At 63.0% G+C, this 13,796-nt stretch carries 16 protein-coding genes; 14 read left to right on the top strand and 2 right to left on the bottom strand.

The annotated features are described in order from the left end of the window. The first annotated feature begins 23 nt into the window (after positions 1-23). The 11 genes from phnF to phnP are packed head-to-tail and all read left to right on the top strand — an operon-like array spanning position 24 to position 8,329. Positions 24-752 carry a phosphonate metabolism transcriptional regulator PhnF gene (gene phnF, locus ACK3CV_RS02650; protein WP_033648644.1) on the top strand — a complete coding sequence of 243 codons (729 nt, stop codon included), beginning with the start codon at positions 24-26 and terminating at the stop codon, positions 750-752. Continuing rightward, complete coding sequence (phnG, locus tag ACK3CV_RS02645; RefSeq protein WP_049211827.1) at positions 753-1,196, top strand: phosphonate C-P lyase system protein PhnG; 444 nt, start codon at positions 753-755, stop codon at positions 1,194-1,196. A gap of 3 nt (positions 1,197-1,199) precedes the next feature. Next, complete coding sequence (gene phnH, locus ACK3CV_RS02640) at positions 1,200-1,781, top strand: phosphonate C-P lyase system protein PhnH (RefSeq protein ID WP_060452828.1); 582 nt, start codon at positions 1,200-1,202, stop codon at positions 1,779-1,781. Beyond that, positions 1,781-2,866 carry a carbon-phosphorus lyase complex subunit gene (locus ACK3CV_RS02635; protein WP_060419620.1) on the top strand — a complete coding sequence of 362 codons (1,086 nt, stop codon included), beginning with the start codon at positions 1,781-1,783 and terminating at the stop codon, positions 2,864-2,866. The genes phnH and ACK3CV_RS02635 overlap by 1 nt, the downstream gene beginning before the upstream one ends. Further along, complete coding sequence (locus ACK3CV_RS02630) at positions 2,859-3,719, top strand: alpha-D-ribose 1-methylphosphonate 5-phosphate C-P-lyase PhnJ (protein ID WP_004933420.1); 861 nt, start codon at positions 2,859-2,861, stop codon at positions 3,717-3,719. The genes ACK3CV_RS02635 and ACK3CV_RS02630 overlap by 8 nt, the downstream gene beginning before the upstream one ends. Next, the gene (phnK, locus tag ACK3CV_RS02625; protein ID WP_164134809.1) at positions 3,719-4,507 is read left to right on the top strand and encodes a phosphonate C-P lyase system protein PhnK; all 789 of its coding nucleotides are present in this window, start codon (positions 3,719-3,721) and stop codon (positions 4,505-4,507) included. The genes ACK3CV_RS02630 and phnK overlap by 1 nt, the downstream gene beginning before the upstream one ends. Before the next feature lie 17 nt (positions 4,508-4,524). Beyond that, positions 4,525-5,229, top strand: coding sequence for a phosphonate C-P lyase system protein PhnL (gene phnL / locus ACK3CV_RS02620; RefSeq protein ID WP_033636844.1), 705 nt, complete (start codon positions 4,525-4,527; stop codon positions 5,227-5,229). Further along, positions 5,229-6,365: an alpha-D-ribose 1-methylphosphonate 5-triphosphate diphosphatase gene (gene phnM / locus ACK3CV_RS02615; protein ID WP_015376433.1), complete on the top strand. Its 1,137-nt coding sequence runs from the start codon at positions 5,229-5,231 to the stop codon at positions 6,363-6,365. Before phnL ends, phnM begins: the two co-directional genes overlap by 1 nt. Continuing rightward, entirely contained in the window at positions 6,365-6,934 is a 570-nt protein-coding gene (gene phnN, locus ACK3CV_RS02610; protein ID WP_164141533.1) for a ribose 1,5-bisphosphokinase, read from the top strand. The genes phnM and phnN overlap by 1 nt, the downstream gene beginning before the upstream one ends. Then, positions 6,931-7,533: a DapH/DapD/GlmU-related protein gene (locus ACK3CV_RS02605; protein WP_047569602.1), complete on the top strand. Its 603-nt coding sequence runs from the start codon at positions 6,931-6,933 to the stop codon at positions 7,531-7,533. Before phnN ends, ACK3CV_RS02605 begins: the two co-directional genes overlap by 4 nt. A gap of 13 nt (positions 7,534-7,546) precedes the next feature. After that, entirely contained in the window at positions 7,547-8,329 is a 783-nt protein-coding gene (gene phnP / locus ACK3CV_RS02600) for a phosphonate metabolism protein PhnP (RefSeq protein ID WP_047569604.1), read from the top strand. Here phnP and ACK3CV_RS02595 read toward each other — a convergent pair. Next, positions 8,286-8,918, bottom strand: a complete 633-nt coding sequence (locus tag ACK3CV_RS02595; RefSeq protein ID WP_047569605.1) for an NAD(P)H-binding protein — start codon at positions 8,916-8,918, stop codon at positions 8,286-8,288. The genes phnP and ACK3CV_RS02595 overlap by 44 nt on opposite strands. Before the next feature lie 30 nt (positions 8,919-8,948). Further along, positions 8,949-9,389, bottom strand: coding sequence for a YhbP family protein (locus tag ACK3CV_RS02590; RefSeq protein ID WP_033652767.1), 441 nt, complete (start codon positions 9,387-9,389; stop codon positions 8,949-8,951). Positions 9,390-9,822: 433 nt separating this feature from the next. Here ACK3CV_RS02590 and speFL point away from each other — a divergent pair, with 433 nt between their 5' ends. The 3 genes from speFL to potE all read left to right on the top strand — a co-directional run bounded on the left by speFL (position 9,823) and on the right by potE (position 13,743). After that, positions 9,823-9,927, top strand: a complete 105-nt coding sequence (gene speFL, locus ACK3CV_RS02585) for a leader peptide SpeFL (protein ID WP_004933443.1) — start codon at positions 9,823-9,825, stop codon at positions 9,925-9,927. A gap of 274 nt (positions 9,928-10,201) precedes the next feature. Then, on the top strand, positions 10,202-12,364 hold the full coding sequence (gene speF / locus ACK3CV_RS02580) for an ornithine decarboxylase SpeF (protein WP_033648654.1): 2,163 nt from the start codon (positions 10,202-10,204) through the stop codon (positions 12,362-12,364). Between the two features lie 62 nt (positions 12,365-12,426). Then, a complete protein-coding gene (gene potE, locus ACK3CV_RS02575) occupies positions 12,427-13,743 on the top strand; it encodes a putrescine-ornithine antiporter (RefSeq protein WP_164141531.1) in 1,317 nt (438 codons plus the stop codon). Positions 13,744-13,796: the final 53 nt, after the last annotated feature.

The following is a 13,796-nucleotide window of genomic DNA, read 5'->3' as shown; positions in this document are numbered from 1 at the left end:
ATCGGTATGACGAGGTTTTTATTATGATGGAGTTATCTAGACATCCAACCACTTACCCCACCCGCTATCAGCAGATCGCCGCGCAGCTGGAACAGGAGCTGCGCACGCAATACCGCTGCGGCGACTACCTGCCTTCGGAACAGCAGCTGGCCGAACGTTACCAGGTCAATCGCCACACCCTGCGCCGCGCGGTGGATCAGCTGGTAGAGCGCGGCTGGCTGCAGCGCCGCCACGGCGTCGGTATTCTGGTGCTGATGCGGCCTTACGACTACCCGCTACACGCCAATACCCGCTTCAGCCAGAACCTGTTCGAGCAGGGCAGCCACCCCACCAGTGAGCGCTTACTCGCTGTCTTGCGCCCATGTAATGGGCATGTCGCCAGCGCACTCTCGCGTGAAGAAGGCGAAATGGTGATCCACCTGCGCACTCTGCGCCGGGTCAACGGCGTGCCGATGAGCGTGATTGACCACTATCTGCCCGATCTGGACTGGTGGCCGGCGCTGCAGCAGTTCCACAGCGGTTCGCTGCACCAGTTTATCGAACAGCACCTCCAGCAGGCGCTGACCCGCCGCCAGACCCGCATCAGCGCGCGCCGCGCTCAGGCCAAAGAGAGCCGGCTGCTGGAGATCGCCACCCACGCGCCGCTGCTGTGCGTGCGCACCCTTAACGTCCGCAGCGGCGGCGAAGACGTGGCGGAATACTCCGTCAGCCTGGCCCGCGCCGACATGATTGAACTGACGATGGAGCACTGAATGCAAGCCTTAGAGTCGAGACAACGCTGGATGTCGGTGCTGGCGCACAGCGGGCCCGAGCAGCTGCGCAGCCACTGGCAGGCGCTGAACCTCAGCCCGGGTTACCGCAGCATCCGCGCGCCGGAGATCGGCCTGGCCCAGCTGCAGGGGCGCATGGGCGCCACCGGCCGCCGCTTCGTGCTGGGGGACATGACGGTCACCCGCGCGGTGGTGCAGCTGGACAACGGCGGCTACGGCTACAGCTATATCGCCGGGCGCGACAAGGCGCACGCCGAGCTGTGCGCGCTGGCCGATGCGCTGCTGCAACAGCCGGAACACGGCGAACGCCTGCAACAACAGCTGATCGCGCCGCTGGCCGCACTGCAGCACGAGCAGCGCCAGCTGCGCGCCCGGGCGATCGCCGCCAGCCGGGTGGACTTCTTTACGCTGGTGCGAGGGGATTAAGCCATGAGTTTATTGACCGGTTTTGAGCAACCGATAGACCAATCGCAGCACGCTTTCCGTTTGATTCTTAAAGCCTTGAGCGAACCGGGCCACCGGGTGACGCTGCCGAACGGCCCGGCCTGGGCGCCGCTGAACGCCGCCAGCACCGCCGCGCTGCTGACGCTGGCCGATCAGGAAACGCCGCTGCAGCTGTGTTCGGCGCTAAAAAGTGAGCAAGTGCTAACAAACATCCGTTTTCACAGCGGCGCGCCGCTGGCCGCCACGGCGCAGGAGGTCTGTTTTGCCCTGTTCGATGAGCAGCTGCAGGCCGCCGATCTGCAGGCGTTGCCGCACGGCACTGAAATCTCGCCGGAGTTCGGCGCCACGGTCATCGTGCAGCTCGGCGAGCTGGAGAACGGCGCCGCGCTGCGCCTGACCGGCCCCGGCATCGAGAATCATCGCCTGATAGCGCCGCGCCTGCCGCCGGCGCTGCTGGATTATTTGGTCAACCGCCCGCAGCGCTTCCCGCTGGGGCTGGATATTTTGCTGACCTGCGGCGATCGCCTGCTGGCGATCCCGCGGACCACCCGCGTGGAGGTGTGCTGATGTATGTAGCGGTAAAAGGGGGCGAAAAAGCCATTGAGGCCGCCCATCAGCTGCAGGAACAGCTGCGGCGCGGCGACGACGCGCTGCCGGCGATCGGCGCGGAACAAATCGAACAGCAGCTGGGGCTGGCGGTGGATCGGGTGATGACCGAAGGCGGCATCTACGATCGTGAGCTGGCGGCGCTGGCCATCAAACAGGCCAGCGGCGATCTGGTGGAGGCGATCTTCCTGCTGCGCGCCTATCGCACCACCCTGCCGCGCCTGGCGGTCAGCGAGCCGCTGGCCAGCGAAAACATGCGGCTGGAGCGGCGTATTTCGGCGGTTTACAAGGACTTGCCCGGCGGGCAGGTGCTGGGGCCGACCTACGACTACACCCACCGGCTGCTGGACTTCGCGCTGCTGGCGGAAGGCGAGGCGCCGCGTGCGCCGCAGGCCGACGAACCGCTGCCGGATAACTGCAGCCACGTGTTCGATCTGCTGTGTCGCCAGCAGCTGGCGCGGGAGGAACAGGACGACGGCAGCGCGCCGGACGACATCACCCGCAACCCGCCGGTTTACCCCTGCTCGCGCTCGGCGCGCCTGCAGCAGCTGGTGCGCGGCGACGAAGGTTTTCTGCTGGCGCTCGGCTACGCCACCCAGCGCGGCTACGGCCGCAACCACCCGTTCGCCGGCGAGATCCGCACCGGCCACGTTTCGGTGGAGATCGTGCCTGAAGAGCTCGGTTTCGCCATCGATATCGGCGAAATCCTGCTGACCGAGTGCGAAATGGTCAACGGCTTCGTCGATCCAAAGGACCATCCGCCGCACTTCACCCGCGGTTACGGGCTGGTGTTCGGCCGCGCCGAACGCAAGGCGATGGCGATGGCGCTGGTAGATCGCGCATTGCAAAGCCCCGACTACGGCGAAGGCGTCGCCGGCCCGGCGCAGGACGAAGAGTTCGTGCTGGCCCACGCCGACAACGTCGAGGCCGCCGGCTTCGTCTCCCATCTCAAGCTGCCGCACTACGTCGACTTCCAGGCCGAACTTGAGCTGCTCAAGCGGCTGCGACAGGAATACAGCGAGCGTCAGGAGGCCCGCGATGAGTGAAGTATTGACCGGCTATAACCTCGGTTATCTGGACGAGCAGACCAAGCGCATGATCCGCCGCGCCATCCTGAAGGCGGTGGCGATCCCCGGCTATCAGGTGCCGTTCGGCGGCCGCGAGATGCCGATGCCCTACGGCTGGGGCACCGGCGGTATTCAGCTCACCGCCAGCGTCATCGGCCGCGCCGACGTGCTGAAGGTGATCGACCAGGGCGCCGACGACACCACCAACGCGGTGTCGATCCGCCGCTTCTTCCAGCGCGTCGCCGGGGTGGAAACCACCGAACGCACGCCGGAGGCCACGCTGATCCAGACCCGTCACCGCATTCCGGAAACGGCGCTGCGCGAAGACCAGATCCTGATCTATCAGGTGCCGATCCCGGAGCCGCTGCGCTTTATCGAACCGCGCGAAACCGAGACCCGCAAGATGCACGCGCTGGAGGAGTACGGCGTGATGCAGGTGAAGCTGTATGAAGACATCGCGCGCTACGGCCATATCGCCACCACCTACGCCTACCCGGTGAAGGTCAACGATCGCTACGTGATGGATCCATCGCCGATCCCGAAATTCGACAACCCGAAAATGCACATGATGCCGGCGCTGCAGCTGTTCGGCGCCGGGCGCGAGAAACGCATCTACGCCCTGCCGCCGTTCACCAAGGTGGAGAGCCTGGACTTCGACGACCATCCGTTCAGCGTGCAGCAGTGGGACGAACCCTGCGCGCTGTGCGGTTCGCGCCACAGCTATCTGGACGAGGTGGTGCTCGACGATCGGGGCAACCGCATGTTCGTCTGTTCGGACACCGACTACTGCCGGCAGCAGCTGGCGCAATCTTCGCAAGAGGCGCAGCACTGATGACTTCCACCCCTTTGAGCACCACTCCGCTGCTGTCGGTGAACCGGCTCACCCACCTGTACGCTCCCGGCAAAGGCTTCAGCGACGTGTCGTTCGACATCTACCCCGGTGAAGTGCTGGGCATCGTCGGCGAATCCGGCTCCGGCAAAACCACGCTGCTGAAGTCGATCTCGGCGCGGCTGGCGCCGCAGCGCGGGCAGATCCTGTACCGCCCGCAGGCGGGCCAGGAACAGGAGCTGTACGCCATGGCGGAGAGCGATCGCCGCCGCCTGCTGCGCACCGACTGGGGCGTGGTGCACCAGCACCCGCTCGACGGGCTGCGACCGCAGGTCTCCGCCGGCGGCAACATCGGCGAGCGGCTGATGGCCATCGGCCAGCGCCACTATGGCGACATTCGCCGCCAGGCCGGTCAGTGGCTGGAAGACGTCGAAATCCCGCTGTCGCGCCTCGACGATCTGCCGACCACCTTCTCCGGCGGCATGCAGCAGCGGCTGCAGATCGCCCGCAACCTGGTCACCCACCCCAAGCTGGTGTTTATGGATGAGCCGACCGGCGGGCTGGACGTGTCGGTACAGGCGCGCCTGCTCGATCTGCTGCGCAACCTGGTGGTGGAAATGCAGCTGGCGGCGGTGATCGTTACCCACGATCTCGGCGTGGCGCGGCTGCTGGCCCACCGCCTGCTGGTGATGAAACAGGGCGAAGTGGTGGAGAGCGGCCTGACCGACCGGGTGCTGGACGATCCGCACCATCCTTATACCCAGCTGCTGGTTTCTTCGGTGCTGTCGTAACCCAAGGCGATATACAGATGACTATGCAAATTCGAGTTGAACATCTCAGTAAAACCTTTGTGCTGCACCAGCAGTACGGCACCCGCCTGCCGGTGCTGCACGACGCCAACCTGACGGTCGGCAGCGGCGAATGCGTGGTGCTGCACGGCCACTCCGGCAGCGGCAAATCCACCCTGCTGCGCTCGCTGTACGCCAACTACCTGCCGGACAGCGGCCATATCTGGATCAACCACCAGGGCGACTGGCTGGACATGGTCAGCGCCGATGCGCGCCAGATTCTGGCGGTGCGCCGCCATACGCTGGGCTGGGTCAGCCAGTTCCTGCGGGTGATCCCGCGCATCAGCGCGCTGGAGGTGGTGATGCAGCCGCTGCTGGAACAGGGCGTCGAACGCGCCGAGTGCCGAGAACGCGCCGAAGCGCTGCTCGCTGCGCTCAACGTGCCGCAGCGCCTGTGGCCGCTGGCGCCGTCCACCTTCTCCGGCGGCGAGCAGCAGCGGGTGAACATCGCGCGCGGCTTTATCGTCGATTACCCCATCCTGTTGCTGGACGAACCGACCGCCTCGCTCGACAGCCGCAACAGCGCGGCGGTGGTACAGCTTATCGAACGCGCCAAGGCGCGCGGCGCGGCGATCGTCGGCATTTTTCACGATGAAGGCGTCCGCCAGCAGGTCGCCGACCGGCTTTATGACATGCAGGCGCCGCAGGCGCTGGAGGCCCTCTGATGATCGTCAATAACGTTAAGCTGGTGCTGGATGACCAGGTGGTGCAAGGCTCGCTGGAGATGCAGGACGGCGTGATCCGCAGCTTCGCCGACGGCCCGAGCCGGCTGCCGCAGGCGCTGGACGGCGACGGCGGCTGGCTGCTGCCGGGGCTGATCGAGCTGCATACCGACAACCTGGACAAGTTCTTTACCCCGCGCCCGAACGTTGACTGGCCGGCCCATTCGGCGATGAGCAGCCACGACGCGCTGATGGTGGCCAACGGCATCACCACGGTACTGGACGCGGTGGCGATCGGCGACGTGCGCGACGGCGGCCACCGGCTGGAAAACCTGCAGAAGATGATCGACGCGGTGATCCACAGCCAGCGCGCCGGGGTGAACCGCGCCGAGCACCGGCTGCACCTGCGCTGCGAGCTGCCGCACGAGAGCACGCTGCCGCTGTTCGAACAGCTGATGGACAAGCCGGGCGTGTCGCTGGTGTCGCTGATGGACCATTCGCCGGGCCAGCGCCAGTTCGCCTCGCGCGAAAAATACCGCGAATACTATCAGGGCAAATATCACCTCAACGACCAGCAGATGAGCGAGTACGAGGAGCAGCAGGTCGCCCTGTCCGCCCGCTGGGCCGCGCCGAACCGCGAGGCGATCGCCGCCCACTGCCGCGCGCGCCGCATCTCGCTGGCCAGCCATGACGACGCCACCGCCGCGCACGTGGCCGAATCCTGCGCGCTGGGCAGCGCCATCGCCGAGTTCCCCACCACCGAGGCGGCCGCCCGCGCCTCGCACCAACAGGGCCTGCAGGTGCTGATGGGCGCGCCGAACATCGTGCGCGGCGGTTCCCACTCCGGCAACGTGGCGGCGCACCACCTGGCGGCGCTGGGGGTGCTGGATATTCTCTCTTCCGATTATTACCCGGCCAGCCTGCTGGACGCGGCGTTTCGCCTCGCGGCGGACGAGCGCAACGCCTACGATCTGCCCCAGGCGGTGCGCATGATCACCCGCAACCCGGCGCGGGCGCTGGATCTGCAGGATCGCGGCACCCTCGCCGAAGGGCTGCGGGCGGATCTGGTGCTGGCGCGGCCGCACGGCGAGCACGTTTACGTGCAGAACGTGTGGCGCCAGGGCAGGCAGGTGTTCTGATGGCGCGGCTCATCTACCTGATGGGGCCTTCTGGCGCAGGCAAGGACAGCCTGCTGACCGCGCTGCGGGCCGACGCCGACCGCGCGCCGCTGGTGGCGCACCGTTACATCACCCGGCCGGCGGACGCCGGCTGCGAGAATCACATCGCGCTGAGCGAACCGGAATTTCTGCGCCGCCGCGCCAAGGGGCTGTTCGCGCTCGACTGGCAGGCGCACCAGCAGCGCTATGCGTTCGGGATCGAAGTGGATCTTTGGCTGCTGCAGGGGATCGACGTGGCGGTCAACGGTTCGCGCGCCCACCTGCCGCAGGCGCAGCAGCGCTATGGTGCGCAGCTGCTGCCGGTGTGCCTGCAGGTCAGCGCCGGGATCCTGCGCCGGCGCCTGCAGGATCGCGGGCGAGAAAGCGCCGAACAGATCGAGCAGCGGCTGGCGCGGGCGGCGGAATATCAGCAGAGTCTGCCCGCCGGCTGCCGGGTTCTGCACAACGATGGCCCACTCGACGACACCCTGGCGGCGCTGCTGGCGCTGCTGCCTACCGCCACCCGACAAGCTCAGGACGCGACGCCATGAACGACTTTGCCCAGCCGAAAATCGGCGACAATGTGACCCTTAACCGCACCCGGCTCGGCCAATATGTGCATCTGGCCGACGATGCGATCCTGGAAGAAGTGGAGATGGGGAACTACTCCTACACCGCCGGGCACAACCAGATCTTTTACGCCACTATCGGCAAGTTCGTCTCCATCGCCTCCTATGCGCGCATTAATCCCGGCAACCACCCGACCTACCAGCGCATCGCGCAGCACCACTTTACCTACCGCGCCTCCGAATACGGGCTGGGGGAAGACGACGCGGCGTTCTTCGACTGGCGGCGCGAGCACCACGTCACCGTCGGCCACGACGTGTGGATCGGCCATAACGCCATCCTGATGCCGGGCGTCAGCGTCGGCAACGGCGCGGTGATCGGCAGCGCGGCGGTGGTCACCAAGGACGTGGAGCCTTACAGCATCGTCGCCGGCGTGGCGGCCAAGAAGATCGGCATGCGCTTTGACGACGCGCTGATAGAACGCATCGAACGCAGCCAGTGGTGGCACTGGGATCACGCCACGCTGCAGGCGCGGCTGGCGGATTTTCGCGACATCAACCGCTTTGCCCAGAAGTACCTTTAACGGAGGGGGAGCGATGCAACTGACCTTTCTCGGCACCGGCGGCGCGCAGCAAGTGCCGGTGTTCGGCTGCGATTGCCTGATCTGCCAACGGGCGCGGCGCGAGCCGGCATTTCGGCGGCGAGCGTGCAGCGCCATGCTTAACTATCAGGGGGAAACGACCTTATTGGATGCGGGATTGCCGGCTTTGGAGCGGCGATTTTCGGCGGGGCAAATTCAACGTTTTTTACTGACACATTACCACATGGATCACGTTCAGGGGTTATTTCCTTTGCGTTGGGGGTGCGGAAATTCCATTCCGGTGTATGGCCCGCCGGATGCACAAGGCTGCGACGACCTGTTCAAACACCCGGGCATTCTGGCGTTTCAGCCGCCGCTGGCGCCCTTCGCCACCGTCGAACTGGGCGGCATGCGCATCACCCCGCTGCCGCTGCAACACTCCAAACTGACCCACGGTTATCTGATCCAGGCGGCGGGCGCTGCGCTGGCCTACCTGACCGACACCGTCGGCCTGCCGCCGGCCACCGCCGACTATCTGCAAAACGTGGCGCTGGATCTGCTGGTGCTCGATTGCAGCCTGCCGCCGCAGCCGCAGGCGCCGCGCAACCACAACGACCTGACCCGCGCGCAGGAGACGCAGCGGTTGCTGCAGCCCAAACGCACGCTGCTGACGCACATCAGCCATCATCTCGATCTGTGGCTGCTGGACAACGAACTGCCCGCCGGGCTGGAGCTGGCGTTCGACCACCTCAGCGTCAGCCTCGGTAGCAGTGCAGCCGATCCGACTCCAGCACCCTGACCCCTTCGCCCGGCGTGAACGCCTGCTGCAGCAGCGTTTGCGCCACGTCTTTGGCGGAGACGGCGCGCCATTTGCCGGGCAGCAGCCTGAACAGCGGCAGCGTAAGGCGCTCCATCAGGCGCGGCGCGGGGCGATCCCCCACCAGCATGGAAGGCCGCACCAGCGTCAGGCGCGGCCAGTGCTGTTCGCGCAGCGCCTGCTCCATCTCGCCTTTGGTGCGGTTATACAGGAAGGTGGAATCCGCGTTGGCGCCCAACGCGCTCACCACCAAGCAGTGCTGCGCCCCCAAGCGGCGGCCGGTCAGCGCGCTCTCCACCACCAGTTGATAATCGACGTAGCGGAAGGCATCGGCGCTGCCCGCCGCCCGGCGGGTGGTGCCCAGGCAGCAGAACACCAGATCGACCGGCTGCTGCAGGCCGCTCAGCAGCTCGAACAGCGCATCGCCGACCGGATTGGTCAGCTTGCCGTGCGGCGGCAGCGGCGTGCGCGTCGGCGCCACGATGGCCGTTATCTGCGGATCGCTTTGCAACAGCTGCAACAACTCGCGCCCCACCAGCCCGGTTGCGCCGACTAACAGTGCTCGCGCCATGCAATCTCCCGTTGTAATCAATACGTCGACTTAAAGTATAGACCGCGCCCAATGCAGCTTCTTGCCGAAGCCGAGGGTGTTGTCGGTCATCTTCACCTCGTGCAGATCCAGCCGCCAAACCGAGGCCTTCATCGCCCTGGCGATCGGGAAGCGCTTGCAGTAACGCGCGCGCGCCGCGTCGGCCTCTTCGCCGCTCAGCAGCACCGCCTCGGCGCGATACTGCACGCCGCGGATCAGCGCGATGCTTTTCGGCTTCGGCGCGATGGTGCCGACCACCCGGCCGTTGTTCAGCATCAGCCCGCCGTGGCGGGTGTGCGGTTCGGTCATCAGCCACAGCGCCATCGCCGCGGCGTCGAACACGTAAAAACAGTTGGCGCACCACATGTCGAGGCCGTCGCCGGCGCACAGCGTCAAGACGTGTTGCTTGCCGATGAAATCCGCAATCTGCTGCCGTTGTTCTGGGGTATTCAAGGTTACTCGCCTCCTTGTTCACTCACTTCATCTTACCCTGCGTTGTTGAGGCGAGTCACAAATAACGATAATCATCAAAAAACCAAATTGAATATAAAAACACAATAAATGCATTTTTATTAACTTAGACCAGAAAAAAATTTATAACATAAAAAATACAAGACGGATTTATTTGATCGTTATGCAACCGCTTATTCGACCGGTTCTTTTATTCCCATCCTGACGACACGCAAATTTAGCGCACCCGCCCGGAGTCGATTAGCAATTCGTTTACAAGCCCGTTGGCTCACCTGAACGCTGTTTATGCAATCCATTGCATAACAGGTGAATAGTTATTTATAAACACCGGCATTTATGTGACCTTTATCACAATTTTTAGCCAACCTTGCGTTAAAATAGCGCCATCTTTTCACTCAGCAAGGTGGATTAGAAAATGGAAAACAATAACCGCAAAATGGCGCATATCAGGCGCACAACCCATATTATGATGATGGCTCATCGCAGCTGCTTTAGCTTCGCATTCTTCAACTACAGATAACCCTCTCCCCTCGCTCTTACGCCGTTGATAAGAGTGTCATTGCGTTTTTATTTATTCTCCGCACACCGGTGATAATATCGCTTTCTCGCTAACCGGGAAGGACACGCAATTCATTCTTAATTTCGGCCAAGCGCATCCAAGCTAAATAAAACAACGAACACAGTTAATGCCTTTCGGCATCGCTGGGTTCTCGCACACCTTTATTTTCGTGAAGGCGTTAGCGGCAAATGGAATTATTTGCCGACGGACTGCCTTTGCCTGAAGAATGAGAAAAATGAAAAAATTAAAAATTGCCGCCAACACCCAAACCCTCGGCTGCTTTGAAACTGAACGCGACATCGTCGATGTGCATCACAGCGATTTCAATGACGTCGCCGCCATCGTGCTGTCGGTAGACGACGTCACGCACGGCATGGTGGCGCGCATCGAAGAGCACGGCCTCAACATTCCGCTGTTCGTCGCCGTCTGCTGCGAAGAAGAGCTGGATAACGCCGTATTGCCGGCGCTGCACGGCGTGTTTGAGCTGTGCGGCAAGAATACCCAGTTCTACGGCAAACAGTTGGAGGCCGCCGCCGCCAAATATGAGAGCGAGCTGCTGCCGCCGTTCTTCAACACGCTGACGCAGTACGTGGAAATGGGCAACGCCACCTTCGCCTGCCCCGGCCACCAGGGCGGCGAGTTCTTCCGCAAACACCCGGCGGGCCGCCAGTTCTTCGACTTCTACGGCGAAACGCTTTTCCGCTCCGACATGTGCAATGCCGACGTCAAACTGGGCGACCTGTTGATCCACGAAGGCGCGCCTTGCGCAGCGCAGCAGCACGCCGCCAAGGTGTTCAACGCCGACAAGACCTACTTCGTGCTCAACGGCACCTCGGCCTCGAACAAGGTGGCGACCAACGCCCTGCTGACGCGCGGCGACCTGGTGCTGTTCGACCGCAACAACCATAAATCCAACCACCACGGCGCGTTGATCCAGGCCGGCGCCACGCCGGTGTATCTGGAAACCGCCCGCAACCCGTTCGGCTTTATCGGCGGCATCGACGCGCACTGCTTCGACGAACGCTACCTGCGCCAACAGATCCGCGAAGTGGCGCCGGAACGCGCCAATGAAGCCCGCCCGTTCCGCCTGGCGATCATCCAGCTCGGCACCTACGACGGCACCATCTACAACGCCCGCCAGGTGGTCGACAAGATTGGCCACCTGTGCGACTACATCCTGTTCGACTCCGCCTGGGTGGGCTATGAGCAGTTCATTCCGATGATGAAAGACTGCTCGCCGCTGCTGCTGGAGCTGAACGAAAACGATCCCGGGATCATCGTCACCCAGTCGGTGCACAAACAGCAGGCCGGTTTCTCGCAGACCTCGCAGATCCATAAAAAAGATAAGCACATCAAGGGGCAGAGCCGCTACTGCAACCACAAGCGCTTCAACAACGCCTTTATGCTGCACGCCTCTACCAGCCCGTTCTACCCGCTGTTCGCCGCGCTGGACGTCAACGCCAAGATGCACGAGGGCAAAAGCGGCCAACGCCTGTGGCAGGAGTGCGTGCGCGTGGGGATCGAAGCGCGCAAAATGCTGCTGGACACCTGCACGATGATCAAACCGTTCGTGCCGGACCAGATCGACGGCAAACCGTGGCAGGCCTATGACACCGCGGCAATGGCCAACGATCTGCGCTTCTTCAACTTCGTGCCCGGCGAAAAATGGCACGCTTTTGAGGGCTATGCCGAATCGCAGTACTTCGTCGATCCGTGCAAACTGCTGCTTACCACGCCGGGCATCGATACCGCCACCGGCAGCTACAGCGAATTCGGCATCCCGGCGACCATTCTGGCCAACTACCTGCGTGAAAACGGCATCGTGCCGGAAAAATGCGATCTCAACTCGATCCTGTTCCTGCTGACGCCGGCGGAAGACATCGCCAAGATGCAGCATCTGGTGGCCCTGATCGCCCGCTTCGAGCAGCACATCGAGCAAAACTCCCTGCTCAGCGAGGTGCTGCCTGCGGTCTATAAAAACCACCAGCAGCGCTACAAAAACTACACCATCCGCCAGCTGTGCCAGGAAATGCACGACCTTTACGTCAGCTACGACGTTAAAGAACTGCAAAAAGAGATGTTCCGCAAAAGTTATTTCCCGCGCGTGGTGATGAATCCGCAGGACGCCAATACCGAGTTCGTGCGCGGCAATGTGGAATTGGTCTCGCTGGCTAAAGCCGAGGGCCGCATCGCCGCCGAAGGCGCCCTGCCTTACCCGCCGGGCGTGCTGTGCGTGGTGCCCGGTGAAATTTGGGGCGGCGCCGCGCAGCGTTATTTCCTGGCATTGGAAGAAGGCATCAATTTATTGCCGGGATTCGCGCCAGAATTGCAGGGCGTTTATATCCAACAGGATGAGGACGGCTGGAACCGCGCTTACGGCTACGTCATGAAAAATTAATCACCTTACGGGGCGGCGATGATTCTCGCCGCCCGGATCGCATCCTAAAAGAGAAAATGATCATGAGTAAGTCCAATAATAAAATGGGGGTCGTGCAATTAACGATCCTGACCGCCGTGAATATGATGGGTTCCGGCATAATTATGCTGCCGACCAAGCTGGCCGAAGTGGGCACGATTTCGATCGTTTCCTGGCTGGTGACCGCCGTCGGCTCGATGGCGCTGGCCTACGCCTTCGCCAAATGCGGCATGTTCAGCCGTAAATCCGGCGGCATGGGCGGCTACGCCGAATACGCCTTCGGCAAATCGGGCAACTTTATGGCGAACTACACCTACGGCGTTTCGCTGCTGATCGCCAACATCGCCATCGCCATTTCCGCCGTCGGCTACGGCACCGAGCTGTTCGACACCACCCTCAGCCCGCTCGGGATCTGTATCGCCACCATCGGCGTGCTGTGGCTGGCGACCGTCGCCAACTTCGGCGGCGCGCGCATCACCGGCAAAATCAGCGGCATCACCGTCTGGGGCGTGATCATTCCGGTGGTGGGCATCTCGGTCATCGGCTGGTACTGGTTCAGTGGCAGCGCCTACGTCGCCGCCTGGAACCCGCATCAGGTGCCGACCTTCGAAGCCATCGGCGCCTCCATCTCAATGACCCTGTGGGCGTTCCTGGGGCTGGAATCCGCCTGTGCCAATACCGACGTGGTGGAAAATCCGGAGCGCAACGTGCCGATCGCCGTACTGGGCGGCACCCTCAGCGCGGCGGTGATCTATATCATTTCAACCAACGTGATCGCCGGCATCGTGCCGAACATGGATCTGGCCAACTCCACCGCCCCGTTCGGGCTGGCGTTCTCGCACATGTTCAACCCAATGGTCGGCAAGATCATCATGGCGTTGATGGTCATGTCCTGCGTCGGCTCGCTGCTCGGCTGGCAGTTCACCATCGCTCAGGTGTTCAAATCCTCCGCCGACAGCGGCTTCTTCCCGAAAATCTTCTCCAAGCTGAGCAAGGCCGACGCGCCGGTTAAAGGCATGCTGACCATCGTCGTCATCCAGAGCGGCCTGTCGCTGATGACTATCAGCCCGTCGCTGAACAAGCAGTTCAACGTGCTGGTGAACCTGGCGGTAGTGACCAACATCATCCCTTACATCCTGTCGATGGCGGCGCTGGTCATTATTCAGAAAGTGGCGAAGGTGCCGGACAACAAGGCGCGTATCGCCAATATCATCGCCGGCATCGGCGCGCTGTACAGCTTCTACGCGCTCTACAGCTCCGGTGAGGAAGCGATGATGTGGGGCGCCATCGCCACCTTCCTCGGCTGGACGCTGTACGGCATCGTTTCGCCGCGCTTCGAGCTGGCGGGAAAAAAGGGGTAAAGCGGTAGGGCAGCGGCGGCCGGGGATGGGATTGTGATGGCGAACATGCCATC

The organism is Serratia sp. TSO36 (assembly GCF_057808395.1).
The sequence above is the reverse complement of the archived record's forward strand: the minus strand, read 5'-3'. Positions and strand labels throughout refer to the sequence as shown.